Annotated in this window: 23 protein-coding genes; 16 read left to right on the top strand and 7 right to left on the bottom strand. The window is 70.9% G+C overall.

The features are described from left to right. Window positions 1-24 precede the first annotated feature (24 nt). The 5 genes from ABIE67_RS11930 to ABIE67_RS11910 form a co-directional block, all read right to left on the bottom strand. Complete coding sequence (locus tag ABIE67_RS11930; protein ID WP_370256423.1) at window positions 25-687, bottom strand: response regulator; 663 nt, start codon at window positions 685-687, stop codon at window positions 25-27. Then, complete coding sequence (locus ABIE67_RS11925; RefSeq protein WP_370256422.1) at window positions 684-1,964, bottom strand: sensor histidine kinase; 1,281 nt, start codon at window positions 1,962-1,964, stop codon at window positions 684-686. Before ABIE67_RS11925 ends, ABIE67_RS11930 begins: the two co-directional genes overlap by 4 nt. Further along, window positions 1,961-2,962, bottom strand: a complete 1,002-nt coding sequence (locus ABIE67_RS11920) for a hypothetical protein (protein ID WP_370256421.1) — start codon at window positions 2,960-2,962, stop codon at window positions 1,961-1,963. The genes ABIE67_RS11925 and ABIE67_RS11920 overlap by 4 nt, the downstream gene beginning before the upstream one ends. A gap of 80 nt (window positions 2,963-3,042) precedes the next feature. Next, window positions 3,043-3,513 (bottom strand): GNAT family N-acetyltransferase, encoded by a 471-nt coding sequence (locus ABIE67_RS11915; protein ID WP_370256420.1) that lies wholly within the window; start codon window positions 3,511-3,513, stop codon window positions 3,043-3,045. A gap of 59 nt (window positions 3,514-3,572) precedes the next feature. Beyond that, the gene (locus ABIE67_RS11910) at window positions 3,573-4,346 is read right to left on the bottom strand and encodes an IclR family transcriptional regulator (RefSeq protein WP_370256419.1); all 774 of its coding nucleotides are present in this window, start codon (window positions 4,344-4,346) and stop codon (window positions 3,573-3,575) included. 132 nt (window positions 4,347-4,478) lie between these two features. On the opposite strand from ABIE67_RS11910, the gene ABIE67_RS11905 reads away from it, so the two are divergent. After that, window positions 4,479-6,008, top strand: a complete 1,530-nt coding sequence (locus ABIE67_RS11905; RefSeq protein ID WP_370256418.1) for an aldehyde dehydrogenase (NADP(+)) — start codon at window positions 4,479-4,481, stop codon at window positions 6,006-6,008. 46 nt (window positions 6,009-6,054) lie between these two features. Then, window positions 6,055-6,663, top strand: coding sequence for a DUF1349 domain-containing protein (locus tag ABIE67_RS11900; RefSeq protein ID WP_370256417.1), 609 nt, complete (start codon window positions 6,055-6,057; stop codon window positions 6,661-6,663). Here the strand turns inward: ABIE67_RS11900 and ABIE67_RS11895 are convergent. Further along, window positions 6,623-8,011 carry an MFS transporter gene (locus ABIE67_RS11895; RefSeq protein WP_370256416.1) on the bottom strand — a complete coding sequence of 463 codons (1,389 nt, stop codon included), beginning with the start codon at window positions 8,009-8,011 and terminating at the stop codon, window positions 6,623-6,625. The two genes, ABIE67_RS11900 and ABIE67_RS11895, sit on opposite strands and share 41 nt — an antisense overlap. Window positions 8,012-8,082: 71 nt before the next feature. On the opposite strand from ABIE67_RS11895, the gene ABIE67_RS11890 reads away from it, so the two are divergent. The 11 genes from ABIE67_RS11890 (at window position 8,083) to thpD (ending at window position 18,115) form a co-directional block, all read left to right on the top strand. Then, entirely contained in the window at window positions 8,083-9,078 is a 996-nt protein-coding gene (locus ABIE67_RS11890; RefSeq protein ID WP_370256415.1) for a GlxA family transcriptional regulator, read from the top strand. Further along, window positions 9,075-9,578, top strand: a complete 504-nt coding sequence (locus ABIE67_RS11885) for an N-acetyltransferase family protein (protein ID WP_370256414.1) — start codon at window positions 9,075-9,077, stop codon at window positions 9,576-9,578. The genes ABIE67_RS11890 and ABIE67_RS11885 overlap by 4 nt, the downstream gene beginning before the upstream one ends. Window positions 9,579-9,748: 170 nt before the next feature. Further along, entirely contained in the window at window positions 9,749-10,465 is a 717-nt protein-coding gene (locus ABIE67_RS11880) for a DsbA family oxidoreductase (protein WP_370256413.1), read from the top strand. A 99-nt stretch (window positions 10,466-10,564) separates the two neighbouring features. Further along, window positions 10,565-11,632: an aminotransferase class V-fold PLP-dependent enzyme gene (locus ABIE67_RS11875; protein WP_370256412.1), complete on the top strand. Its 1,068-nt coding sequence runs from the start codon at window positions 10,565-10,567 to the stop codon at window positions 11,630-11,632. 60 nt (window positions 11,633-11,692) lie between these two features. Further along, the gene (locus ABIE67_RS11870) at window positions 11,693-13,372 is read left to right on the top strand and encodes an ISAzo13 family transposase (RefSeq protein ID WP_370256411.1); all 1,680 of its coding nucleotides are present in this window, start codon (window positions 11,693-11,695) and stop codon (window positions 13,370-13,372) included. A 414-nt stretch (window positions 13,373-13,786) separates the two neighbouring features. Next, a complete protein-coding gene (locus ABIE67_RS11865; protein WP_370256410.1) occupies window positions 13,787-13,909 on the top strand; it encodes a hypothetical protein in 123 nt (40 codons plus the stop codon). A 179-nt stretch (window positions 13,910-14,088) separates the two neighbouring features. Then, window positions 14,089-14,631 (top strand): DinB family protein, encoded by a 543-nt coding sequence (locus ABIE67_RS11860; protein ID WP_370256409.1) that lies wholly within the window; start codon window positions 14,089-14,091, stop codon window positions 14,629-14,631. A gap of 306 nt (window positions 14,632-14,937) precedes the next feature. Next, the gene (gene ectA / locus ABIE67_RS11855; protein ID WP_370256408.1) at window positions 14,938-15,444 is read left to right on the top strand and encodes a diaminobutyrate acetyltransferase; all 507 of its coding nucleotides are present in this window, start codon (window positions 14,938-14,940) and stop codon (window positions 15,442-15,444) included. A gap of 54 nt (window positions 15,445-15,498) precedes the next feature. After that, entirely contained in the window at window positions 15,499-16,770 is a 1,272-nt protein-coding gene (ectB, locus tag ABIE67_RS11850; RefSeq protein WP_370256407.1) for a diaminobutyrate--2-oxoglutarate transaminase, read from the top strand. Between the two features lie 30 nt (window positions 16,771-16,800). After that, complete coding sequence (locus tag ABIE67_RS11845; protein ID WP_030051576.1) at window positions 16,801-17,205, top strand: ectoine synthase; 405 nt, start codon at window positions 16,801-16,803, stop codon at window positions 17,203-17,205. A 7-nt stretch (window positions 17,206-17,212) separates the two neighbouring features. Further along, window positions 17,213-18,115: an ectoine hydroxylase gene (gene thpD / locus ABIE67_RS11840; RefSeq protein ID WP_370256406.1), complete on the top strand. Its 903-nt coding sequence runs from the start codon at window positions 17,213-17,215 to the stop codon at window positions 18,113-18,115. Between the two features lie 134 nt (window positions 18,116-18,249). Here thpD and ABIE67_RS11835 read toward each other — a convergent pair whose 3' ends face one another. Then, window positions 18,250-19,350: an alanine--glyoxylate aminotransferase family protein gene (locus ABIE67_RS11835; RefSeq protein WP_370256405.1), complete on the bottom strand. Its 1,101-nt coding sequence runs from the start codon at window positions 19,348-19,350 to the stop codon at window positions 18,250-18,252. A 216-nt stretch (window positions 19,351-19,566) separates the two neighbouring features. Here ABIE67_RS11835 and ABIE67_RS11830 point away from each other — a divergent pair, with 216 nt between their 5' ends. The 3 genes from ABIE67_RS11830 to ABIE67_RS11820 are packed head-to-tail and all read left to right on the top strand — an operon-like array spanning window position 19,567 to window position 22,057. Next, window positions 19,567-20,415, top strand: coding sequence for a transporter substrate-binding domain-containing protein (locus tag ABIE67_RS11830; RefSeq protein WP_370256404.1), 849 nt, complete (start codon window positions 19,567-19,569; stop codon window positions 20,413-20,415). Next, window positions 20,412-21,245 (top strand): amino acid ABC transporter permease, encoded by an 834-nt coding sequence (locus tag ABIE67_RS11825; protein ID WP_217208647.1) that lies wholly within the window; start codon window positions 20,412-20,414, stop codon window positions 21,243-21,245. Before ABIE67_RS11830 ends, ABIE67_RS11825 begins: the two co-directional genes overlap by 4 nt. After that, window positions 21,242-22,057: an amino acid ABC transporter ATP-binding protein gene (locus ABIE67_RS11820; protein WP_370256403.1), complete on the top strand. Its 816-nt coding sequence runs from the start codon at window positions 21,242-21,244 to the stop codon at window positions 22,055-22,057. The genes ABIE67_RS11825 and ABIE67_RS11820 overlap by 4 nt, the downstream gene beginning before the upstream one ends. Window positions 22,058-22,064 lie beyond the last annotated feature (7 nt).

The following is a 22,064-nucleotide window of genomic DNA, read 5'->3' as shown; positions in this document are numbered from 1 at the left end:
ATCGTTCCCTTGCGCCCCGCTTTCTCATCGAGCGTTCATGAAGCCCGCCTCGTAGGCGGCGATCACGGCCTGGGTGCGGTCCCGGGTGCCGGTCTTGGCGAGGATCGCCGCCACATGCGACTTCACGGTGGCCGGACCGACCTCCATCCGCCGCGCGATCTCCGCGTTGGTCAGCCCCTCCGCCATCAGCCGCAGCACCTCGCTCTCCCGGCATGTGAGCCTCGCCACCCAGGCCGGAGGCGCCGGGTACGCGCGCGCGTGCTCGGCCGCGAGGGTGCGTACGGCCGACGGGAACAGCAGGGTGTCGGTGTGCGAGACCAGCCGTACGGCCTGGACGAGTGCGTCGGCGTCCGCCCGCTTCAGCAGGAACCCGGCGGCTCCGGCGCGCAGGGCGTCGTACACGTAGGAGTCGTTCTCGAAGGTGGTGACGACGACGATCCGGGGCGGCTCGTCGAGCGTGGCGAGGATCTGCTCGGTGGCCCGGATGCCGTCGATCTCCGGCATACGGACGTCCATCAGGACCACGTCGGGCCGCAGCTCCCGCACGACGGACACCGCCTCGGCCCCGGTGGCCGCCTCACCGACCACCTCCAGGTCCGGCTCGACGGAGAGGATGGCGCGCAGGGCGGTGCGCACCATGCGCTCGTCGTCGGCGAGGACGACGCGGACGGGCGGGCGGGGCGTCATGCGGATCCCTTCATGGGCAGTCGTACGTTCAGCCGCCACGTCCCCCCGGCGGCGCCGGCCAGTGTCGTCCCGCCCAGCAGTCGCGCCCGGTCGGCGATGCCGCGCAGGCCGTGGCCGCCACCGGGGCGGGAGGGGGAGGAGGGGGCCAGGGCGTCGGTCGCGGCATCGGGCAGGGGGTTCTCGACGGTGATCTCCAGGTGTTCGTCGGCCACCGCGATCCGCAGGGTCACGCTCGTCCGGTCACCGGCGTGCTTGAGGGCGTTGCTCAACCCCTCCTGCACGATGCGGTAGGCCTCGCGGGACAGGACGGGCGGCAGGGCCTCCGGATCGGCGTCGACCCTGGCCGTCACCCGCAAGCCCGCCGCCCGGGTGCGGCGCAGCAGGCCGCCGAGGTCGGCGGCGAGGGTGGGCGCAGGGGCCGTACCCGGAGTGTCGCCGTCCCTCAACACACCCAGGACGGCGTCGAGTTCGCCGACCGTCCGCCGGGTCGTGTCCTCGATCGCGGCCAGCGCCTCACGGACGAACTCCGGGTCGCTGTCGAGGACCCGGCGGGCCGCGCTCGCCTGGAGGGTGACGGCGCTCAGGGCGTGGCCGACGGAGTCGTGCAGCTCCCGCGCGAGCCGGTTGCGTACGGCCAGGTCCGAGGCGCGGGCCTCGGCCGCCGCGAGCCGGTCCTCGGGCGTGGGGCCGAGCAGCACGGGCGCCCAGCGGGCGAGCAGCGCCCCGGAGACGGCCGCGCACGCGGCGAGCGCGAGCAGCGTGGCCACGCCCGCCACCGGCGCCAGTGCCAGCACCCAGGGCTGGTCGAGGGACGCGGGCAGCTCGACGGCCTCGGCGCCGCCCAGCCAGACGATCAGCGGCAGCGCGGCGAGGAACCCGGCGAACGGCGGCACCGCCAGCGACATCCCCGAGACGACCCCGCCGAACCCGAGATGCAGCGTGAACCAGGCCGCCGCACGCCCCTTCGCGGCCCGCGTCCGGGCGGGGCCGTGGGCGAGCAGCCCCGCGTCCACACCGCACAACGACCGCACGGCACCCGCCTCCAGGGACCGTGTCAGCGGGAACAGGGCGGCGGTGAGGGCGGCGAGGGGCAACCCGACGGCGAAGGAGAGCAGTTGCAGGGGCAGGTCGTTGAAGACGTACCGGGAGTCGGTGGCCGGGCCGACGACGAGCTGGCCGACGAAGACGTACGGCATGGCGAGCGCGCCGCCGAGGATCAGATGGATCCAGCGCCGGCGAGCCCGCCGCCCGAACAGATGGCGGACGAACTCGCTCATGCCGTACGGCACTTCCGGGTCGCGGAGCGTTCCGCGAGGAAGTGGACGCCGAGGCAGGCGACGAGGATGCCGACGATCATCTGGCCAGCGTAGGTGAGGCTCAGCACCGGTGTCGGGCCGTCGGCGATGTCCGTGAGCGGGGCCAGCGACAGCCAGCCCGCCCAGCAGACCGTGGCCGCCGAGCCGACCCAGGCGAGGGCGAGGGGCAGCACGACGGGCAGGGCCCGGCCGCCTCGGAAGGCGAGCAGGAGTCCGCCGGTGACGGCCATGGCGAGGAACAGGGTGGACAGGGCCTCCATGACGTAGAAACCACTGGTCCGGTCGGCGAGGTGGGCCGTGTCCAGCCCGGCGGTGCCGCCGCACGCCCACAGGAGGTGGGTCAGCAGCGGCGGCAGCGCGCACCCGGCCGCCGCGACGGCGACGGCACGCTGGGCCGCCCCGATGAGGCCGACCGGAAGCTCCCAGACCCGCCCCTCCCACAGCCGGCCCCAGCGGTCGCGGGCGTACAGCACGAGCAGGGCGCCGAGGGTGAGTCCCTGCACGATGAACCCGGTGTAGACGACCCCGAAGACCCAGGCGTCGAGGAACGGTTCACCACCGGCCGCGGTGGTGTTGGCGGGCCCGCCGAGCGAGTCGACGAGCACCTGGAGCGGGAACCCGGCCATGATCGGCGCGAGCAGCCCGGTGGCCACCCAGGCGGGGAGGACGAGCAGCCACGCGGGCACCCGCAGCCCCCACGGCCGGGTCAGCACCATGGCGAGCACGATGACGGCCGCGTCCATGAGCACGGTGACGCTGTTGGCGACGGCCACGCTCGCCCGGTGCTCCAGCAGGGAGCTGCCGTCCGGGATGCCGGTCCGACTGCCCGCGATCCAGGCGATCTTGAGCGAGAGATACGGCACGCAGGAGACAATGGCGACGGCCCGCAGGGCGCGACGGGGCCTGCCGAGCCCGACGGCCCGGTCGGTCTCCTGGGCGGGAGTGGATGTCTGCGTCATACGGCCACGCTCCCGCGAGAGCGCCGGCCGGCACCTCCTGCACGGCGATGATCCGTCTCCGCCGGACGGGGGAGAGGCCGTCAGCCCTCCAGGTGGAGGACGACCTCGTCGATCTCCTCGCCCCGCGCGTTGGCGAAGCCCCTGGCCTGCGCGGTCACCCGGAACCCGCACTTGCGCAACACCCGCAGCGAGCCCTCGTTGTCCGCCGCCGCACGCGCGTACAGCGGGCGTTCGGCGACCTCGGCGAGCAGCCCCCGCAGGGCGGCCGTGGCGACACCGCGCCCCCAGTACGCGCGGTCGACCCAGTAGGTCACCTCCCGCTCGCCCGGCTCCCCGTACACGGCCGCGCTGCCCACCACATCGCCGTCGGCCAGGATCGTGCGCAGGACGTCCGACGAGGACCGGATCCGTTTCCAGTGCTCGTCGAAAGCGTCCCGGTCGGCCGGGTCCTTGGGGGTGAAGGCCGCCATGCGCAGGGCCTCCGGGTCGTTCAACTGCCGGTAGAAGACCGGCAGGTCGCTGTCGTGCACCTCGCGGAGTTCCACATCCATGGAGACAGAGCCTACGAGGACGTCGGATCGTACGGGGGACGTGGGATCGTACGGGGGAGTCAGAGCCGTCGAGTGGCCAGCGTCAGCCGGTCCCGCGCGTCGAACAGCGCGTCCTTCACCAGCTGCTCATGGGCGGGCGTCAGCCGCGCCACCGGCACCGAGCAGCTGATCGCGTCCCGGGCCGGGGTGCGGTACGGGATCGCCACGCCGAAGCAGCGCAGCCCCAGCGTGTTCTCCTCGCGGTCCACGGCGAAGCCCTGCTCCCGGATCTGGTGCAGTTCCTCGATGAGCTTCTCGCGGTCGGTGAGGGTGTTCTCGGTCAGCGCGGGGAGCGTCTCCGGGAGCAGTTTGCGGACCTGTTCGTCCGAGTAGGTGCTCAGCAGCGCCTTGCCGAGGGAGGTGGAGTGCGCCGGGAGGCGGCGGCCGACCCGGGTGAAGGGGCGCAGATAGTGCTGGGACTGGCGGGTGGCGAGGTAGACGACGTTCGTGCCGTCCAGACGCGCCAGGTGGATCGTCTCGGTCGTGTCGTCCGACAGGCGGTCCAGCGTCGGACGCGCCGCCGCGACCACCTCGTCGCCGTCGATGTACGACGTGCCGACCAGCAGCGCCCGGACGCCGATGCCGTACCGCGTGCCCGTCGCGTCCGTCTCCACCCAGCCCAGCTCGACGAGCGTGCGCAGCAACATGTAGAGACTGGACTTGGGGTATCCGACGGCCTCCTGGACCGACGCGAGGGAGTGCATGCCGGGGCGTCCGGCGAAGTATTCCAGCAGTTCAACCGTCCGTACCGCGGACTTGACCTGCGCCCCGCCGCCCGTCTCGCCAGCCGACATCGCCCTTGACCCCTTCGTTCGACGGGAAATAGTCTCCGAAGCATATTCATCATCAGAGACAGCGTTCAGTATATCGAACGACCCTGGTGGATGACCCCGTACTGCGGCAATACATGTGTGGAGGGACCCGCGGTGGCAGCAGCACCAGTCTGGAGTGTCGACCCCCGAACCGGGAAGCAGCGTGAACAGGTTGCGGTGGAGGCCACAGCCCAGGAGGTGAACGCCACCGTCCGCGCCGCGCACGAGGCGCGCGGCGCCCTCGCCGACCGCACGGTCCGCGCGGCCTTCCTGCGCACCGCCGCCGACGAGCTCCAGGCGGCCAAGGACCACCTCGTCGAGGCCGCCGACGCCGAGACGGCGCTCGGCCCGGTCCGCCTCACCGGCGAACTCGCCCGCACCTGCTACCAGCTGCGGTCCTTCGCGGACATCGTCGACGAGGGCGCCTTCCTCGACGTCGTGATCGACCACCCCGACGACACCGCGACCCCGCCGATCCCGGATCTGCGCCGCTACAAGGTGTCCCTCGGTGTCGTCGCCGTCTACTCGGCGTCCAACTTCCCCTTCGCCTTCTCCGTCGCCGGTGGCGACACCGCGAGCGCCCTGGGCGCGGGCTGCCCGGTCGTCGTCAAGGCCCACCCCGACCACCCGGCCCTGTCCGAGCTGGTCGCGTCCGTCCTGCGGCGGGCCGCCGCCGCGCACGGCATCCCCGAGGGTGTCATCGGCCTCGTCCACGGCTTCGAGGCGGGCATCGAGCTGATCAAGCACCCGCTGATCACCGCGGCCGGCTTCACCGGTTCGATCCGGGGTGGCCGTGCCCTCTTCGACGCGGCGGCCGCGCGGCCGGTGCCGATCCCCTTCCACGGCGAGCTGGGCTCCCTGAACCCGGTCGTGATCACCGAGGCCGCCGCCGCGGAGCGTGCCGAGGCGATCGGCACCGGGCTGGCCGGGTCCATGACGCTGGGCGTCGGACAGTTCTGTGTGAAGCCGGGCCTGGTGCTGGTGCCGTCCGGCGCCGCGGGTGACGGCCTGGTCAAGTCACTCACGGACGCCGTCAGCGACACCGACTCCGGTGTCCTCCTCGACCACCGCATGCGGGACAACTTCATCGCCGGGGTCGCCGAGCGTGCCGAGCTCCCCGACGTGGAGACCCCGGTGACGCCGGGCGCCGGCGGTGAGCACACCGTGAGCGCGGGCTTCCTCACGGTCGCCGCCGAGAAGCTCGCGAGCGAGGGGGCGTACGACCTGCTCCTGGAGGAGTGCTTCGGTCCGGTGACCGTCGTGGTCCGCTACGACGACGACACGCAGGCGCAGGCCGTGCTGTCCCGGCTGCCGGGCAACCTCACGGCGACGGTTCATCTGTCGGCCGAGGAGGCGGCGGGCGAGGGACGGGGCGCGGAGATCCTCGCGGAGCTGACGCCGCTGGCCGGGCGCGTGCTGGTGAACGGGTGGCCGACGGGGGTTGCCGTGGCGCCGGCCCAGCACCACGGTGGGCCTTACCCGGCGACGACCTCGACGTCGACCTCCGTCGGCGGTACGGCAATCGAGCGCTGGATGAGGCCGGTCGCCTACCAGGGCGCCCCCGAGGCGCTGCTGCCGCCGGAGCTGCGGGACGACAACCCCCTCGGTCTGCCGCGCCGCTTCAACGGTCGCCTCGAACGCTGAACGATTAACAGCCACATGGCGGAGGGGAAGCTGGAAGACTCTGGGGATGGACGTGGAACTTCCTGAACTGCCTTTTCCCCTCCGCACCTATGGCCCCGACGGCCACTGGGCCTACGAGGACGGCATCCTCTCCGGATGGGCCGGCCCCCGCCAGGACCGCTTCGTGCCGCCCACCGGTGAGGGGCTCGACCCGGCCTCGGACGCGCCGCGGCTTCTCGGTGCGCCCGAGGGGGACTTCCAGCTCATCGCGAGGGTCACCGTCGGGTTCGCCGTGGCCTTCGATGCCGGGGTGCTCTACGTCCATGTCGGGGAGCGGGCGTGGGCCAAGCTCTGCCTGGAGTACTCCCCGGACGTGCCGACCGTCTGCACGGTGGTCACCCGGGGGCACTCCGACGACGCCAACTCCTTCACGGTGGAGGGGAGTTCGGTCTGGCTGCGGGTGAGCCGGACCGGGCGGGCCTTCGCCTTCCACGCCTCCCGTGGCGGCGAGCGCTGGACCTTCGTCCGGCTCTTCACGCTGGGGGACGAGAAGGAGACCGACGCGGCCCTGGTCGGCTTCATGACGCAGTCGCCGATGGGGGAGGGGTGTGTCGTGACGTACGACCACCTGGAGTTCAGGGCCGACTGGCCGAAGGACCTGCGAGACGGAAGCTGAGCAGGCCGGTCACGGCGAGCAGGGCCGCGCTGATCACCAGGCTCAGGCGCATCCCCGCGACGAAACCGTCGGAGATCAGCGCCCCGAAGACGGCGATGCCCAGCGCCCCGGCCATCTGCCGAGCGGCGTTGAGCACGCCGGCCGCCAGGCCCGCCCGTTCGGCGGGTACGGCGTCCATCATGGCCGCCGTCAGCGGCGGCACCGTGAGCGCGCAGCCCAGGGCCATGGGGACGAGGAGCACGGCGACCAGAGCCGGGGGCGTGCCGGCGTCGACGTACAGCATCGCGAGCAGTCCCGCGACGGCCAGGCCCTGGCCCACCAGCATGGGCAGCCGGGCTCCGTGGCGTCCCGCGAGCTTGCCCGCCACCACGTTCGTCACCGCGATCAGGCCGGTCATCGGCAGGAACATCAGGCCGGCCTGGAGTGCGGAACGGCCCTGCACCTGCTGGAAGAAGAGCGAGAAGACGAACACCATGCTGTAGAAGGCCACGCTGACGGCCGCGCCCGCCGCCACCGTCACCGCGACGGTCCGGTTGCGGAAGAGGCCCAGGGGGACGAGCGGGTGCGGCCGGCGTGCCTCGACCCTGAGGAACGCGGCCGCGGCCACCACGGCCACCGCCAGTGCCGCCCAGCCCGCCGTCCCGCCCTCGATCACCGCGAACGTCAGCGCGGTGAGGGCCACGACCGCCGTCACCTGGCCGGGCAGGTCCAGCGGCGCGGGGCGGCGTTCCGAGCGCGGGGCCCGGAGCAGGAGCACGAGGATGAGCGCGCCGACGGGAAGGTTGACGAAGAAGATCCCCCGCCAGTCCCAGGCCGTGGTCAGCACGCCCCCCACCACCGGCCCAAGCGCCACCGCCGCCGAACCGCCCGCCGCCCACACGGCCACCGCGCGCGCCCGCCGGGCCGGATCGGCGTACGCCTGCCGCACCAGCGACAGCGAGGCCGGGAGCACGACGGCCGCCGCCACGCCCTGCACCACCCGCGCGCCGATCAGCGCGGGCAGGTTCGGCGCCAGACCGCAGGCCGCCGAGGCGAGCGTGAAGACGGCGGTACCGAGCGCGTACGCCCGGCTCGCCCCCGCCCGGTCCGAGAACGCCCCGGTGGACAGCATCAGCGCGGCGAACGCCAGGGTGTAGGCGTCCACCACCCACTGCAGGCCCGACATTCCGCCCCCGAGGGAGGAACCCATCGCGGGCAGGGCCACGTTCACGATGGACGCGTCCAGGCAGACCAGCGCGAAGCCGAGGAGCCCGGCGGTGAGGGTGAGGGCGGCGGAGGGCCCCTTGGGCTCCAACCCGCCTGTGGAGGGGGCGAGTTCGTCGCCCTTGAGGGTCTGGTTCATCGACATGCCCTCCATGCTGCGGATCCGGGCCGTCGTACAGTAGTGGCCGGAATGCCATGCATCCGGAGGTTCTGGCCATGTCCCCGTCGCGCGCCCCGCACCGCGTCGCCGTCGTCGCGCCCTCGCCCGTCTCGATGTTCAACCTCGCCATCCCCGAGATGCTGTTCGGCAAGGTCGAGGTCGACGGGCGGCCGGGCTACGAGGTGGTCATCTGCGCGGCCGAGCCGGGCCCGGTGCCCACCAGCGGCGGGCTCGACCTGTACGTCCGTCATGGGCTCGACGCCGTGCGCGAGGCGGACACGGTGCTCGTCGCCGGGACCGGGGAGCCCTTCGAGCCGGAGTCGCGGATCGTGACCGCCGTCCGGGAGGCGGCCGCCGACGGCAGGCGGATCGCGTCCCTGTGCACCGGCGCCTTCCAGCTCGCCGAGGCGGGCCTGCTGCACGGCCGCAGGGCCACGACGTACTGGGCGCACGCCGACGAGCTGCGCCGCCGCTACCCGCACGTCCAGCTCTGCGGGGACGTGCTGTACGTCCAGGACGGGCCGTACGTCACCTCCTCCGGCTACGCCGCCGGGATCGACCTGTGCCTGCACATCATCCGCACCGACTACGGCGCCGCCGTCGCCAACGAGGTCGCCCGGCGTGCCCTCGTCGCGCCCGTACGGCCCGGCGGCCAGACCCAGTTCACCCAGACCCCGCTGCCGCCCGAGCGGGGTACTGCCTGCGCCGACACCCGCGGCTGGGCCATGCGCAACCTCGACAAGCCGCTCACCCTCACCGACCTGGCCCGCCACGCCGGCGTCAGCGTCCGCACCCTCACCCGCCGCTTCCACGCCGAGAGCGGGGTGAGCCCGTTGCAGTGGCTGCTCCACCAGCGCATCGAGCGCGCCAAGGAGCTGCTGGAGACCACCGGCCTGCCCATGGACCAGGTGGCCCACGCCAGCGGCCTGGGCACGGCCGACTCGCTGCGAGGGCATCTGGTCCGGCGGACGGGGCTGACGCCCAGCGCCTATCGGGCGCAGTTCAGCCGGCTCGGAACCGGAGCACCGGCGGTCACGTCCTCCGTTGCATGATCAGCGAACGAGTCAGGCCGGGCAGGGTCATCCGCACCGCAGTGCCCGCCGAGGTGGAGTCCATCGTCACGCTGCACGCACGGGCGCGGGCGACGTACTACCCCGACGGCGTCCCGGACGACGGCACCGACTGGCACGGCGCCTGGCGCGGCGCCGTCGAGCGGCCCGACGGACACGTCCTGTGCGTGGTCGAGCAGGGCCGGATCATCGCGCTCGCCTCCTTTCGCACCCCGGAGGGCGGCACCGCGGACACGGTCAAGCTCTTCCAGTTCCATGTCGACCCCGACCACTGGCGCGGCGGTGTCGGTACGGCCCTGCACACGGCGTGCGTCGAGGAGTGGCGGGCCGACGGCAAGCGCACGGCCGTCCTCGACGTGCATGTCGACAACCGGCGGGCCCAGGCCTTCTACGCCCGGCAGGGCTGGGTCCCGGACCCGGAGAACCCGCCCGCCGAGGGCGATCACCATCTCTTCCTGCGCTTCTCCGTGACCGGGGAATGAGCCCGGCGACCCCGATTGACCCCGGCGACCGGAGGGTGACCCCGGCTACCGCGATTGACCCCGGCGACCGGAGGGTGACCCCGGCTACCGGGGAATGAACCCCGCTGATTGAATGTTCACGCACTAAGCGGAGGGAGTCTCCGAACCCGTACGACTGGAGAGCCACAGACATGCGCGTCGAGATCTGGAGCGACATCGCCTGCCCCTGGTGCTACGTGGGCAAGGCCCGCTTCGAGAAGGCGCTCGACGCCTTCCCGCACCGCGACCAGGTCGAGGTGGTGCACCGCTCGTTCGAGCTGGACCCCGGACGCGCCAAGGGCGACATCCAGCCCGTGATCACCATGCTCACCAGGAAGTACGGCATGAGCGCGGCGCAGGCGCAGGCCGGCGAGGAGAACCTCGGCGCGCAGGCCGCCGCGGAGGGACTCGAATACCGCACCGAGGGCCGCGACCACGGCAACACCTTCGACATGCACCGGCTGCTGCACCTCGCCAAGGAGCAGGGCAGGCAGGACGCGCTGATCCAGGCCTTCTACCGGGCGAACTTCGCCGAGGAGCGGTCCGTCTTCTCCGAGGGTGACGAGCGGCTCGTGGAGCTGGCCGTCGCCGCCGGGCTCGACGCCGACGACGTCCGGGGGGTCCTCGCCGACCCGGACGCCTACGCCGACGACGTCCGCGCCGACGAGCGCGAGGCCGCCGAGCTCGGCGCCAGCGGTGTGCCCTTCTTCGTCCTGGACCGCAGGTTCGGCGTCTCCGGCGCCCAGCCCGCCGAGGTCTTCGAGCAGGCACTGACGCAGGCGTGGGGCGACCGGTCGCCGCTTCGGCTCATCGACCAGGGCGACGCGGACGCGTGCGGCCCCGACGGGTGCGCGGTGCCGCAGCGCTGAGCAAAGCCGCAGGTCGGGGCGGATCCATAAGCGTTGCTTAGCGAAACCACGTAAAGAATCGCAATGGACCGAGAGGTGCCGAGGGCTCAGAGTGGAGCCATGGAGACCTTCGAGAGCCTGGTCCGTGCCGAGTTCGCCCCGAAGAACGTCTATCTCAACACCGCGAGCAACGCCCTGCTGCCGGCCCGCACCGTCACCGCCCTGAACCGGGCCGTGCGGATGCGGGCTGAGGGCACTCCGCTCGGCCCTCTGTACGAGGATGTGGAGGCCGTCCGCGCCTCCTTCGCCCGGCTGGCCGGTGTGCCCGTCGAGCGGGTCTCGACCGGGGCCTCGGTCGCCGAGTACGGCGGGCTGATCGCCGCCGCGCTGCCCGCCGGAGCCGAAGTCCTCACCGCGGAGGCCGACTTCGCCTCCCTCGTGAACCCCTTCCACATGCGCGGCGACCTCAAGGTGCGTGCCGTCCCGCTGGACCGCCTCGCCGAGTCCGTCCGCCCGGACACCGCCCTCGTCGCCGTCAGCGCCGCGCAGTCCGCCGACGGCCGGATCGCCGACCTGACCGCCGTGCGCGCGGCGGCCCTGGCACACGGGGCGCGAACCTATGTCGACGCCTCCCAGTCGGCCGGATGGCTGCCGCTGGAGGCCGGGGCGTACGACTTCGTCGCCGCCGTCGGCTTCAAGTGGCTGCTCGGCCCGCACGGCGTCGCGTTCTGCGTCGTCCCGGAGGACTTCGGCGGGCTGACGCCGCTGCTCGCCGGCTGGGTCGCCGGGGAGCTCCCCTGGGACAGCTGCTACGGCCCCGTCGAGGACCTCGCCCACTCCGCACGGCGTTTCGACATCAGCCCCAGCCTCTTCAGCCACGCCGGGCTGCGTACGTCCCTGGAGCTGATCGAGGAACTGGGCGTCTCCGCCATCCAGGCCCACGACCTCGACCTCGCCGACCGCTTCCGCGCGGGCCTCGCGACCCTCGGCCACGAACCGGTGCCCTCGCCCGGCTCGGCCATCGTCTCCGTGCCCGGACTCGGCCACCGCCAGCCCGAGTTGAGCGCCGCCGGCATCGAGGTCTCCAACCGTGCGGGCAACCTGCGCGCGGCCTTCCACCTCTACAACACGGCGGCGGATGTCGAACGCCTGCTGGACGTCCTGTCCTCGTCAACTACCCGGCGCTAAGGGCCTGCGGAGAAACAAGTCGTTGCTTCCCTGGTTGCTCGTCGTTGTTGTGGTATGGGGATGCTGGAGGGGGTTGAGGCGGCTCTGGCCGCGAAGTTCGAGGCGTTGTTCCCGCACTTGGACGAGCGTCAGCGCCGGTTGGCCATAGGGGCGGAGGCCCGGTCGCTGGGGCATGGCGGGATCCGGGTGGTGGCCCGTGCGGCCGGGGTGCGTGAGGGCACCGTCTCCCGTGGGGTTGCTGAACTGGAGTCCGGGGCAGCCCCGTTGGGCCGGGCCCGCCGGGAAGGCGGAGGCCGCAAGCGTGCGGTGGAGCTCGATCCGGGACTGCGGCCCGCGCTGCTGGCCCTTGTCGAGCCGGACATGCGGGGTGATCCGATGTCGCCACTGCGCTGGACGGTGAAGTCGACCCGTCACCTGGCCGCCGAGCTGACCGGGCAGGGCCACCGCATCTCGGCGGAGACCGTGGCCGACCTGCTGCGTGAGGAGGGCTTCAGTCTCCAGGGCAACGCCAAGACCGTAGAGGGCAGGCAACACCCGGACCGCGATGGCCAGTTCCGCTACATCAACGAGCGGGCCAAGGAGTATCAGGCTGCCGGGGACCCGGTGGTCAGCGTCGACACCAAGAAGAAGGAAGTCGTCGGCAACTACAAGAACGCCGGCGGCGAGTGGCACCGCAAGGGCGAACCGGTCCGGGTGCGGACGCACGACTTCCCGGACCCGGAGCTGGGCAAGGCCATCCCGTACGGGATCTACGATCTGGCCGCGGACACCGGATGGGTCAGCGTCGGCACCGACCACGACACTGCAGCGTTCGCCGTGGAGTCCATCCGCCGCTGGTGGAACAGCCAGGGGCGGGGCGCCTATCCGCACGCGCGGCGGCTGCTGGTCACCGCGGACGCGGGCGGCTCGAACGGCTACCGCACCCGCGCCTGGAAAGCCGAACTCGCCGCCCTGGCCCTTCAGACGGGCCTGGACATCACCGTCTGTCACTTTCCGCCAGGTACTTCAAAATGGAACAAGGTGGAGCACCGGCTGTTCTCCCACATCACCATGAACTGGCGCGGCAGGCCGCTGACCAGCCACGAAGTCATCGTGAACAGCATCGCCGCGACGACCACCCGGACCGGGCTGACGGTGCACGCCGAACTCGACACAGGCGCCTACGAGACCGGAGTCCGGATCAGTGACCGGCAGCTGGATGCCCTGCCCCTGCACCGCCACGAATGGCACGGTGACTGGAACTACACACTGCGGCCCGAGGCATACACCCAGGTCAGCGACGCACCGGACCCCTTCGACCAGCCCAGCCCCGACCTCGCCTGGCTCTGCCACCCCACCCTGACCGGCATGCCGGCCCCAGAGTGGGAAGCCCTGATCACCACGCTCACCACCCTCCACGAGAGCCAACGCGAGACGGCGCTGGACAAGCGGCGCGGCCATCGCCCACGAGTCAAAGGCGACGGCACCACCGGCCGCCGCCCCATCCTCACCCTCGCCGACCGGCTCCTGGCCACCCTCCTCCACCAGCGACTCGGGCTCCCGCAGGTCGCCATCGCCCGCCTCTTCGGCGTCACGCCATTCACCATCAACCGGCGCATTCGCGACATCCGCCAGCTCCTCGAGGCAGCCGGGCACACCATTCAACCCGCCGACCAGCACCTCGCCACCCTCGACGACCTCCGCTGCCTCGCCAGCACGGCAGGCATCACCATCCCTACAGAGATCAAGACGGCGAGTTAATAATCCGCAGGTCCTAAAGCGCCGCACTTGCACAACGCCCAGGCCCCAGCGCGACTTGACGGTGCCGTAGGCGTGCCTGCGCAGGGCGAAGTTCTTGAACTCCCCGCGCTCGAAGGCCACCTCACTCACCCAGGTGGCGGCCTCGTTGCAGGCGTGAAGGGTTGCCTTGAGTGCCGCCGCCTGCTCGGGCGTCGGCAGCAGCTTGACCTGCACCACCAGCTTCACAAGCACCGAACGTACACACCCGCACGACAGGCCACCGCGCGTTCGAAGTGGATCACCTGAACGAGTGATACACATGGTCGTGGGCTGGCTCCAGGCCATGCCCGACGCCGGACCCGGCCCCGACGAGAGGGTCGTCGGACCCACCGCGCCCCCCGGTGCTGTTCTCGGTCACCGGGGGGCGAGGAGTGGGTGCTGGGCTCCGGGGGCGAGCCCGTGCGGGCCGAACTCACCCTTGATCCCGTCGACTTCTGCCTGCTGATCGGCGGGCGGCACACACCGGAGGCGGTGCCCGGCGCCCGCTTTCGGCCCTGAAGGGGCCTCGTCCTCAAACGCCGGACGGGCTAACATCCAGCCCCTCCGGCGTGAGGAGCGGGGTCTGGGGCGGGCGGAGCCCCAGAAGGATGGGATGGGATGGGTAGGGGCGGCGGGGGCGGGATTCGCTCCGCGCTGAAAGCCGCGCTGCCGCCAGGCCGCCGTGCCACGCTCCCCGTATGACCACAGCCGGCGCGCCCACACCCACGAACCTTCCCGACGGCCGCCCCATCCCCCTCATGACCGGCGACGAGCGCCCCATGCTGGAGAGCTGGCTCGCGTTTCATCGCGCCACGCTGGAGTCGAAGTGTGCGGGGCTGGCCGACGCGGAGTTGCGGCTGGCCTCCGCCGAGCCGTCGGAGTTGACGCTGCTCGGGCTGGTGCAGCATCTCGCGGAGTGTGAGCGGAACTGGTTCCAGCGGGTGGTCGGGGGGCTCGACGTGCCGCCGGTGTACGGGGAGCGGAACGAGAGCGGGTACGTCCTCGACGGGGCTCGGGGGATCGGCGAGGCGCTGGATGTGTGGCGGCAGGAGATCGCGCGGGGGCGTGAGGTCTGTGCCGGGCGGGCGTTGGACAGTGTGGGGCGGATCGGGGGCGGGCCGATGGCCGGGGTCGAGGTCAGTCTGCGGTGGGTGCTCATTCACATGATCGAGGAGTACGCGCGCCACAACGGTCACGCCGATATTCTGCGAGAACGCATCGACGGCGTTACCGGTGCCTGAATTCAACGTAATTCCGGGAATTCTTTCAAGGGTAGCTTCCCATCTTCTTCTGCCCGCTTTCTCCAAACCTAAACGCAAAGATTTCGCGAACGCCATCCGGAGCAATTCGGGCAGGTCTCGTGAGAGTTACATGGCTGTGACGCGTTCCACACCGTGACCGTTTTGGGCGGGATTTAAGGGATAAACTCGGGCGCTTCACCCCTGCACTGCGGTACCACTCACGCCCGCGTGATAACACACCCGGCGCTCATCCGTAACCCCACACGGCCATGCAATTTCGAATTTCCCTCGGTAAATTCAATTCGCATGACTGCCGCACAAGCAGACCTGCAAATCGACCGTCCGGCGGTGGCCGACGGGGCCGCGCTGTGGCGGATTGCCAGAGACTCCAAGGCCCTCGACCTCAACTCGTCGTACAGCTATCTGCTGTGGTGTCGCGACTTCGCGGGCACGTCGGCCGTCGCCCGCGACGAGCGCGGCGAGCCGGTCGGCTTCGTCACCGCATACATCCGGCCGGAGCGTCCGCAAACCCTGCTCGTCTGGCAGGTGGCCGTGGACGACGCCTATCGCGGACGCGGCATCGCCGCCGCGCTGCTGGACGGGCTCGTCGCACGGGTCGGTGGCGAGTACGGCGTCACGAGCGTCGAGACCACCATCACCCCCGGCAACATCGCCTCCGAGCGCCTGTTCGACGCCTTCGCCGAGCGGCACGGTGCCGCTCTGGAGCGCGAGGTGCTGTTCCCCACCAGCCTGTTCCCCGACGGGCCGCACGACCCCGAGGTCCTGTACCGCATCGGGCCCCTCTCCCTCTGACGACCCACTGACGACCACCACGCACTCCCCCCACGCAACGAGGAGCGATTCGTCGTGACCATCACCCAGCCCGACCTCAGCGTCTTCGAGACCCTGGAGTCCGAGGTACGCAGCTACTGCCGCGGCTGGCCCACCGTCTTCGACCGCGCGCGCGGCAGCCGTATGTACGACGAGGACGGCCACGAGTACCTGGACTTCTTCGCCGGCGCCGGTTCACTGAACTACGGCCACAACAACCCCGTCCTGAAACGGGCGTTGATCGACTACCTGGAGCGGGACGGCGTCACGCACGGGCTCGACATGTCCACCAGCGCCAAGCGGGCCTTCCTGCAGACCTTCCAGGACCTGGTGCTGCGGCCGCGCGACCTGCCGTACAAGGTCATGTTCCCGGGGCCGACCGGGACGAACGCCGTCGAGTCGGCACTCAAGCTGGCGCGGAAGGTGAAGGGGCGCGAGGCCATCGTCTCGTTCACCAACGCCTTCCACGGGATGTCCCTCGGCTCGCTCGCCGTCACCGGTAACGCGTTCAAGCGCGCCGGCGCCGGGATCCCGCTCGTGCACGGCACGCCCATGCCGTTCGACAACTACTTCGACGGCACGGTCGAGGACTTCCTGTGGTTCGAGCGGCTGCTCGAGGACCAGGGGTCCGGGCTCAACAAGCCCGCCGCCGTGATCGTGGAGACCGTGCAGGGCGAGGGCGGCATCAACGTCGCCCGCAAGGAGTGGCTGCGCGCGCTGGCCGAGCTGTGCGAGCGGCAGGACATGCTGCTCATCGTCGACGACATCCAGATGGGGTGCGGGCGGACCGGGGCCTTCTTCTCCTTCGAGGAGGCGGGCATCACCCCGGACATCGTCACCGTGTCCAAGTCCATCAGCGGCTACGGACTGCCCATGTCGCTGTGCCTGTTCAAGCCCGAGCTGGACATCTGGGAGCCGGGCGAGCACAACGGCACCTTCCGCGGCAACAACCCCGCCTTCGTCACGGCCACCGCCGCCCTGGAGGCGTACTGGGCGGACGGGTCCGCGATGGAGAAGCAGACCCGCAAGCGCGGTGAGCAGATCGAGCAGGCGCTCATCTCCATCACGGAGGAGAACCTCGCCGACGTGAAGGAGTACCGCGGGCGCGGGCTCGTGTGGGGCCTGGAGTTCAGCGACAAGGAGCGCGCCGGACGCGTCGCGCGCCGGGCGTTCGAACTCGGGCTGCTCATCGAGACGTCGGGCCCCGAGAGCGAGGTCGTGAAGCTGCTTCCGGCGCTCACGATCACCCCGGAGGAGCTGGACGAGGGACTGAGCGTCCTCGCCCGCGCCGTCCGGGAAACCATCTGAAAGACACCACCTAGGAGGCATCGCAGCACCGTGATCGTCCGTTCGTTCAAGGACATCGAAGGAACCGACCGCCATGTGAAATCGGCGTCCGGCACCTGGGAGAGCAAGCGCATCGTCCTCGCCAAGGAGAAGGTCGGCTTCTCCCTGCACGAGACGATCCTGTACGCGGGTACGGAGACGTCGATGTGGTACGCGAACCACATCGAGGCCGTCGTCTGCGTCGAGGGCGAGGCCGAGCTGACCGACCACGAGACCGGGCGGACGCACGCGATCACGCCCGGGACCATGTACCTCCTGGACGGGCACGAGAGGCACACGCTGCGGATCAAGGAGGACTTCCGCTGCCTCTGCGTCTTCAACCCGCCCGTGACCGGCCGGGAGGACCACGACGAGAACGGGGTGTACCCGCTGCTCACCGAGCCCGAGGAGGTGTGAGAAACCCATGACCACCGTCATGACCGGAAACATCACCGATCTCTACCCCAGCCGCGGCGCCACCGAGGTGTCGACGCCGCGCCAGGACCCCGTCGTGTGGGGCTCCCCCGACACGCCCGGCCCGATCGCGACCACCGATCTGCAGTCCTTCGAGCGCGACGGCTTCCTCGCCATCGACCAGCTCATCACCGAGGACGAGGTCGCGGTCTACGCGCAGGAGCTGGAGCGGCTGGTCACCGACCCGGCGATCCGCGCGGACGAGCGCTCGATCATCGAGCCGAAGTCCAAGGAGATCCGGTCCGTCTTCGAAGTGCACAAGATCAGTGAGGTGTTCGCCTCCCTGGTGCGCGACGAGCGGGTCGTCGGGCGGGCCCGGCAGATCCTCGGCTCGGACGTGTACGTCCACCAGTCGCGGATCAACGTCAAGCCGGGCTTCGGGGCCAGTGGCTTCTACTGGCACTCGGACTTCGAGACCTGGCACGCCGAGGACGGCCTGCCGAACATGCGGACCGTGTCGGTCTCGATCGCGCTGACCGAGAACTACGACACCAACGGCGGGCTCATGATCATGCCCGGCTCGCACCGCACGTTCCTCGGCTGCGCGGGAGCCACGCCGAAGGACAACTACAAGAAGTCCCTCCAGATGCAGGACGCGGGCACGCCGTCCGACGAGGCGCTCACCGCCATGGCGTCCGAGTACGGCATCAAGCTCTTCACGGGCAAGGCCGGTTCGGCGACCTGGTTCGACTGCAACTGCATGCACGGATCCGGCGACAACATCACGCCGTTCCCGCGCAGCAACGTGTTCATCGTCTTCAACAGCGTGGAGAACACGGCCGTCGAGCCCTTCTCGGCTCCCGTACGGCGGCCTGAGTTCATCGGCGCGAGGGACTTCACGCCGGTGAAGTGATCTCGTGAAGTGAGATCACAGCCACGCCAGCGACGCGGCCCGCTCCAGTACCTTCCGTACGGCGGCCGCGTCGCCCGTGGGGCGCAGCCCCCAGGGACGGGACGGGTAGGGGCGGCGGGGGCGAGGAAAAGGCGCTACCGCCAACCGGCGTCCACCGCCCGCAACGCTCCGTCCACATCCACACCCAACCCCTGCTCCGCCAGCGCAGCCCCCAGCGCCGCCACACAGCCCCGCACCACGTCCGCCGTCGCATCACCCCCGTAGTGATTGACCCGGATCATCTCCTTGGCCAACGCCCCACCCCCCGCGGCCAGCGGCAACGCGGGGTCGCTCGCCACCGCCCGAGCCACTACCTCCGACGCCACCACCCCCGCCGGCACCCTCAGCGTCGTAGCGACCGGAGCAGCCTCCCGCGCGTCGTACACATACGGCTCCAACCCCCCGCCCAGAGCCACCGCACCGGCCCGAGCGGACAGCGCGGCGGCCCGATGCCGAGCCATCACCGCCTCCAGCCCGTCCGCCTCGATCCGCTCCACGCACGCCTCGAGCGCCAGCATCTCCAACTGCGCGGGCGCATGCAGCAGCGCCTTCCGCCCGCCGTCGACCCACCGCTCCTTCCAGTCCAGCAGCGACAGATACGACCGCCGCGGCGCCCGGGGATTCGCGGCCATCCGGGCCCACGCCCGCTCGCTCACCGACACCGCCGACACCCCGGCCGGCCCGCCCATCGCCTTCTGCGCCCCGATGACGCACAGGTCCACACCCCACGCGTCCGGCAGCACCGGCTCGGCCCCGATCGACGCCACGGCGTCCAGGTAGAAGAGCGCCCCGTGCGCCCGCACGACCTCGCCGATCTCCGCGACGGGGTTGGTGTTGCCGGTGGCCGCCTCCGCGTGCACCAGGGACACGAAGTCGATCTCCGGGTGCTCGGCGAAGGCCTCCCGGATCTGGTCCGCGGTGACCGCCGTGTGGAAGGGCACCGCCAGATCGATCACGGTCGCGCCGCAGTCCCGCAGCCAGTCCCCGAAGGTCTGCCCGTACGGACCGGTGATCACGTTCAGCGCGGTCGTGCCGGGCCCGGCCGTCCCGCGGATCGCCCCCTCCAGCGGCAGCAGAGCCTCGCCCTGCATGATCACGACGTCCTGACCGGTGCCGAGCAGCCGTGCCACCCGGTCCTCGATGGCGGCGAATCGGGCGGCGCTCAGCGGGGCCAGGTCCAGGAAGGGGTGGGTCACGGGGGTGCTCTCTTCGCTCTCTTCGCTCCGGGATCGACGAGGACGAGCGTAAACCGGGCGGTGCCGGGGCAGTGATCGGGCGCCCCCGCCCCGCCCTCGCCCCCGTCCCGCACCCGACTTCTTAGGTCGAACGGCCCCTTAACCATCGGTTTGGTTTGAGGATCTCAAACTTCTCCTTATAATCGGAACCCACAGTTCCCTGACAGGAGGCTCCCCGTGAAGACGACCCTCGGGCGCCGGACCCGCGTTCTGGCCGCCACCACCGCGACGGCCGGGCTGGTGCTCGTGGCCGGCTGCTCCTCCGACGGCAACGGCGGCGGTACGAAGACGGCGGCCGGCGGTGTCGAAGTCGTCAAGGCGGGCCAGCTCACCACCTGCACCCACCTGCCGTACCCGCCCTTCCAGTCGGAGATCGACGGCAAGGTGCAGGGCTTCGACGTCTCCCTCATCGACCTGGTCGCGGACGACCTCGGTGTGAAGCAGACGATCGTCGACCAGCCCTTCGAGAACTTCAAGACCGGCGGCTCCCTCAACGCCGGCAGCTGCGACCTCGCCGCCGCCGGCATGACCATCACCGAGGAGCGCAAGAAGAACGTCGACTTCTCGGACCCGTACTTCGAGGCCACCCAGGCCGTCCTGGTCGACAAGAAGAGCGGCATCTCCTCCTTCGCGGACCTCAAGGGCAAGAAGGTCGGCGCCCAGGCGCAGACGACCGGCGAGGACTACGCGAAGAGCAAGGGCCTGGACCCCGTCTCCTTCGAGTCCTCCGACGCCGTGATCAACGGCCTGCGCACCGGCCAGGTCCAGGCCGTCGTCATCGACTACCCGGTCGTCCAGGGCTGGCTGAAGGACAAGGCCAACGCCGACGCCTTCGAGGTCGCCGAGCAGATCAACACCGGTGAGCAGTACGGCTTCACGGTGAAGAAGGGCAACACCAAGCTCCGCGAGGCCATCAACAAGGCGATCGCGGACGCGAAGGCCGACGGTACGTACAAGAAGCTGTACGAGAAGTGGATCGGCCCGTACGACGAGTCCGCGGCGTCCGCGTCTCCGTCCGCCTCATGACGGGCACGGACGTACGACTCCAGCCGAAGAAGAAGGGCCTGACCCGGCGTCAGAAGCGCAGCCTGTCGCGCGGCATCCAGTACGTCGTCTTCGTCGCGGCCGTGATCGCCTTCGCGGTCGCGGCCGACTGGGACCGCCTGGCGAACCAGTTCGCGCAAGGGGACATCGCCCGGCAGATGTTCCCGGACGTCATCACGCTGGCGCTGAAGAACACCGTGCTGTACACCGTGTCCGGCTTCGTCGTCGGACTGGTCCTCGGCATGGTCATCGCGCTGATGCGGCTGTCGTCCGTGGGGCCGTACCGCTGGCTCGCCGGCGTCTACATCGAGATCTTCCGAGGGCTGCCCGCCCTGCTGATCTTCATCTTCATCGGGGTCGCCGTGCCGCTGGCCTTCCCGGGCACGGAGATTCCCGGCGGCACCTACGGCAAGGTGGCCCTCGCGCTCGGCCTGGTGGCCGCCGCGTACATGGCCGAGACGATCCGCGCGGGCATCCAGGCGGTGCCCAAGGGGCAGATGGAGGCGGCGCGCTCGCTCGGGTTCTCGCCCGCCCGCGCCATGATCTCGATCATCATCCCGCAGGCGTTCCGGATCATCCTCCCGCCGCTGACCAACGAACTCGTCCTGCTCTTCAAGGACTCCTCGCTGGTGCTGTTCCTCGGTGTCACGCTGGAGGAGCGCGAGCTGTCCAAGTTCGGCCGTGACCTGGCCAGCCAGACCGCCAACTCCACGCCGATCCTGGTCGCGGGCCTGTGCTATCTGCTGGTCACGATCCCGCTCGGCTTCGTCGTACGCCGTATGGAGGCGAAAGCCCAGGAGGCCGTGAAGTGACGGAGAAGACCCAGACCGCCGGCTCCCGACCGGAGATCGAAGTCCGCGGCCTGCACAAGTCCTTCGGTACCAACGAGGTGCTGCGCGGCATCGACCTGGAGATCGGCCAGGGCGAGGTCGTGTGCGTCATCGGCCCGTCCGGCTCGGGCAAGTCGACCCTGCTGCGCTGCGTGAACCTGCTGGAAGAGCCCACCAAGGGCCAGGTCTTCGTCGGCGGCACCGAGCTCACCGACCCGGACGTCGACATCGACGCCGTACGCCGCCGTATCGGCATGGTCTTCCAGCAGTTCAACCTCTTCCCGCACCTCACGGTGACCGAGAACCTCACGCTGCCGCAGCGCCGGGTCCTGGGGCGGGACAAGGCCGCGGCCGCGAAGGTCGCCGCCGAGAACCTGGAGCGGGTCGGGCTGTCGGAGAAGGCGAGGGCGTACCCGGCCTCCCTCTCCGGCGGCCAGCAGCAGCGCGTCGCCATCGCCCGCGCGCTCGCCATGGGCCCCGCGGTGATGCTCTTCGACGAGCCGACGTCCGCGCTGGACCCGGAGCTGGTGGGGGACGTCCTGGCCGTGATGCGCATGCTCGCCGACGAGGGCATGACGATGATGGTCGTCACCCACGAGATGACCTTCGCCCGCGAGGTCGCCGACCGGGTCGTCTTCATGGACGGCGGAGTGATCGTCGAGGACGGCACCCCCGACCAGGTCATCGGCGCCCCCCAGCACGAACGCACCCGCCATTTCCTGTCGCGGCTGCTGGACCCGGCCATGGCCGAGGTGGAGGAGGAGACCTCGGACCAGGTGGGCAAGGGCGACTAGCCGGTCA

The organism is Streptomyces sp. V4I8 (genome assembly GCF_041261225.1).
GTDB lineage: Bacteria > Actinomycetota > Actinomycetes > Streptomycetales > Streptomycetaceae > Streptomyces.
The sequence above is the reverse complement of the archived record's forward strand: the minus strand, read 5'-3'. Positions and strand labels throughout refer to the sequence as shown.